The 3,599-nt window shown below is 72.7% G+C and carries 3 protein-coding genes; all 3 read left to right on the top strand.

The window, feature by feature from the left end; translation table 11 throughout:
- The first annotated feature begins 96 nt into the window (after positions 1-96).
- A complete protein-coding gene (locus ETD83_RS40515; protein WP_138650554.1) occupies positions 97-1,629 on the top strand; it encodes a leucyl aminopeptidase in 1,533 nt (510 codons plus the stop codon).
- A gap of 222 nt (positions 1,630-1,851) precedes the next feature.
- Positions 1,852-3,246 carry a dihydrolipoyl dehydrogenase gene (lpdA, locus tag ETD83_RS40510; protein ID WP_138650553.1) on the top strand — a complete coding sequence of 465 codons (1,395 nt, stop codon included), beginning with the start codon at positions 1,852-1,854 and terminating at the stop codon, positions 3,244-3,246.
- Between the two features lie 37 nt (positions 3,247-3,283).
- On the top strand, positions 3,284-3,599 hold a 316-nt coding region (locus tag ETD83_RS40505), incomplete at its 3' end, for a biotin/lipoyl-containing protein (protein ID WP_329603070.1).

Below are 3,599 nucleotides of genomic sequence, written 5' to 3'. Positions count from 1 at the left end.
CCCCCGAGTCGCACCGGAGCCGCCCCGGGCCGCGCCCCGCGAGCCCCGGCCGGACGCTTTGTCACGCCTCGCCGGTACCGGCCCCCAGGACCGGCAATGCTTGATCCAAAAGGGCGAAACCGGTCACCGGTGGGACTAACATCGTGCTACGTGACGAGCATCAGCCTTGACGGCACAGACCTGGCAAGTATCGACGCCGACGCCATCGTGATCGGCGTCGCACCGGCCGGGACGGGTGTCGCCCCGGCCGCCGGCTCCGAGGACCTCGACCGCGCGCTGGACGGAAGGCTCGCCGAGGCGCTCGCCGCGCTGGGCGCCACCGGCAAGGCCGGCGAGGTCACCAAGCTGCCCGCGCTCGGCGCCGTCGCCGCCAAGCTGATCGTCGCCGCCGGGCTGGGCGAGACGCCCTCCGCCGAGGACGTCCGCCGCGCCGCGGGCGCCGCCGTCCGCTCCCTCGCCGGGCACGCGAAGGTCGCCGTCGCGCTGCCGGCCGCGTCAGCCGACGACGTCGAGGCCGTGGCGCTGGGCGCGCTTCTCGGCGCCTACTCGTTCGACTCCTACCGCACCGGCGACGAGCACAAGAGCCCGGTCGTGGAGATCCGCCTCCTGGCCCCGGCGTCCGAAGAGGCGGCCGTCGAGCGGGCCCGGACCCTCGCCGCGTCCGTCACGCTCGTCCGCGACCTGGTCAACACCCCGCCCTCCCACCTGTGCCCCGAGGACCTCGCCGGCGAGGCCGAGCGGGTCGCCGGGGAGACGGGCCTCGCCATCGAGGTCCTGGACGAGAAGGCGCTCGTCGAGGGCGGCTACGGCGGCATCGCGGGCGTCGGGCAGGGCTCGGTCAACCCGCCGCGCCTCGTCCGGCTCGCCTACGCCCACCCGGAGGCGGCCAAGACGCTCGTCCTGGTCGGCAAGGGCATCACGTTCGACTCCGGCGGCCTGTCCCTCAAGCCGTCCGAGGCCATGGACTGGATGAAGTCCGACATGGGCGGCGCCGCCGCCGTGCTCGGCGCGCTCGCCGCCATCGCCAGGCTCAAGCCCACGGTCAACGTGGTCGGCTACATGACCATCGCGGAGAACATGCCGAGCGGCACCGCGCAGCGCCCCTCCGACGTGCTGCGCATCTACGGCGGCAAGACCGTCGAGGTCCTCAACACCGACGCGGAGGGCCGCCTCGTCATGGCGGACGCCCTCGTCCGCGCCGGCGAGGACTCCCCCGACCTCCTCGTGGACGTGGCGACGCTGACCGGCGCGCAGCTCGTCGCGCTGGGCACCCGCACCACCGGCATCATGGCCAACGACGACGACGTCCGTGAGAAGGTGGTCGCGGCTGCCGGCCGCGCCGGGGAGGCGTCCTGGGGCATGCCGCTTCCGGCGGAGCTGCGCAAGGGCCTCGACTCGTCCGTCGCCGACATCGCCAACATCAGCGGCGACCGGTGGGGCGGGATGCTCGTCGCCGGAACGTTCCTCAAGGAGTTCGTGCCGGACGGCGTCAAGTGGGCCCACCTCGACATCGCCGGCCCGGCCTTCAACAAGGGCGAGCCGTACGGCTACACCCCGAAGGGCGGCACCGGCGCCGCCGCCCGCACGCTGGTCCAGATCGCCGAAGACCTCGCCGACGGAGTTCTGTGAAGGGCCGCCGGGGTTCTGTGAAGGCCCCCGGGGTTCTGTAGGGTCCCGGAAACCAGGAGACGGTAATTCTGCAGGGGCCCCGCCCGCCGTCCCCGGGGGAGAACAGAATAGATTCCTTGTGGCGGCGGGGGCCCGCGACCGGCGCGCCCGCCCCGGACCACGACCACCTGACGTGGCGCCCGGACCACGCGGCGCCACGACCCCGGGGAAAGGGAGCGTCCAGTGGCTGACAACGGCCCCTTCGACATCGTCGTCCTAGGTGCCGGCAGCGGCGGTTACGCGTGCGCGCTGCGCGCCGCCGAGCTCGGCAAGTCCGTCGCGCTGATCGAGCGGGACGAGTCCCTAGGCGGGACGTGCCTCAACCGCGGCTGCATCCCCACCAAGGCGCTGCTGCACGCGGCCGAGGTGGCGGACCAGTCCCGCGAAGCCGCCAAGTTCGGCGTGAAGGCCACGTTCGAGGGCATCGACGTCGCGGGCGTGAACGCCTACAAGGACAAGGTCGTCTCGACGACCGTGAAGGGCCTCACCGGGCTGATCAAGGCCAGGGGCATCGAGGTCGTGCACGGCACCGGACGGCTCACCGGCCCGGCCACGGTCGAGGTCGCCACCGCCGCCGGCGAGGCCCGCACGATCGAGGGACGGCACATCGTCCTCGGCACCGGCTCCCAGCCGAAGTCGCTGCCCGGCCTCGACATCGACGGCGAGCGCGTCATCTCCAGCGACCACGCGCTGCGGCTCGACCGCGTCCCCGGCTCCGTCGTCATCCTCGGCGGCGGCGTGATCGGCGTCGAGTTCGCCAGCGTCTGGCGCTCGTTCGGCGCGGACGTCACCATCGTCGAGGCCCTCCCGCACCTGCTGCCGCTGGAGGAGGAGTCCAGCTCCAAGCGGCTGGAGCGCGCGTTCCGCAAGCGCGGCATCAAGTTCGAGCTCGGCACGCGCTTCGAGAGCGCCAAGCCGACGCAGGGCGGCATCTCCGTCACCCTCGAGGGCGGCAAGACGATCGACGCGGAACTGCTGCTGGTCGCGGTCGGCCGCGGCCCGATCTCCGACGGCATCGGCCTGGCCGAGGCCGGCGTCGAGACCGAGCGCGGGTTCGTCAAGGTCGACGAGTACTGCCGGACGAACGTCCCCACGATCTCCGCGGTCGGCGACCTGATCCAGACGCCGCAGCTCGCCCATGTCGGCTTCGCCGAGGGGATCCTCGTCGCCGAGCGGCTGGCCGGGCTCGACCCGGCGTCGATCGACTACGACGGCGTTCCCCGCATCACCTACTCCGACCCCGAGGTGGCCTCGGTCGGCATCACGTCCGCCGTGGCCCGAGAGCGCGGGTACGAGATCAAGGAGGTCACCTACGACCTGGCCGGCAACCCCAAGAGCAAGATCCTGGGGACGCAGGGCGAGGTCAAGGTGATCGCGGCCGTGGACGGTCCCGTCCTCGGCCTGCACATGGTCGGGGCGCGCGTGGGCGAGCTCATCGCGGAGGGGCAGCTCATCTACAACTGGGAGGCGCTCCCGGGCGAGGTGGCCCAGCTGATCCATCCGCACCCGACCCAGTCCGAGGCGGTCGGCGAGGCGCATCTCGCCCTCGCCGGCAAACCATTGCACGTGCACGGCTGATACGCCGCAACGAGTATTCCGAAGGAGCAGCTGAGACATGCCGGTCTCCGTCACCATGCCCCAGCTCGGCGAGAGCGTCACCGAGGGCACCGTCACCCGCTGGCTCAAGAAGGAGGGCGAGCGCGTCGAGACCGACGAGCCGCTCCTGGAGGTGTCGACCGACAAGGTCGACACGGAGATCCCCTCCCCCGCCTCGGGCATCCTGACCAGCATCACCGTCGCCGAGGACGAGACCGTCGAGGTCGGCGCGGAACTGGCCGTCATCGGCGACGAGGGCGAGTCGTCGTCCGGCGGGGACGCGCCCGCCGCGGCGGCCGAGGAGGCGCCCGCGGCGGAGGCCCCCGCCGAGCAGG

The organism is Actinomadura soli (assembly GCF_005889715.1).
GTDB classification, from domain to species: domain Bacteria; phylum Actinomycetota; class Actinomycetes; order Streptosporangiales; family Streptosporangiaceae; genus Spirillospora; species Spirillospora soli.
The sequence above is the reverse complement of the archived record's forward strand: the minus strand, read 5'-3'. Positions and strand labels throughout refer to the sequence as shown.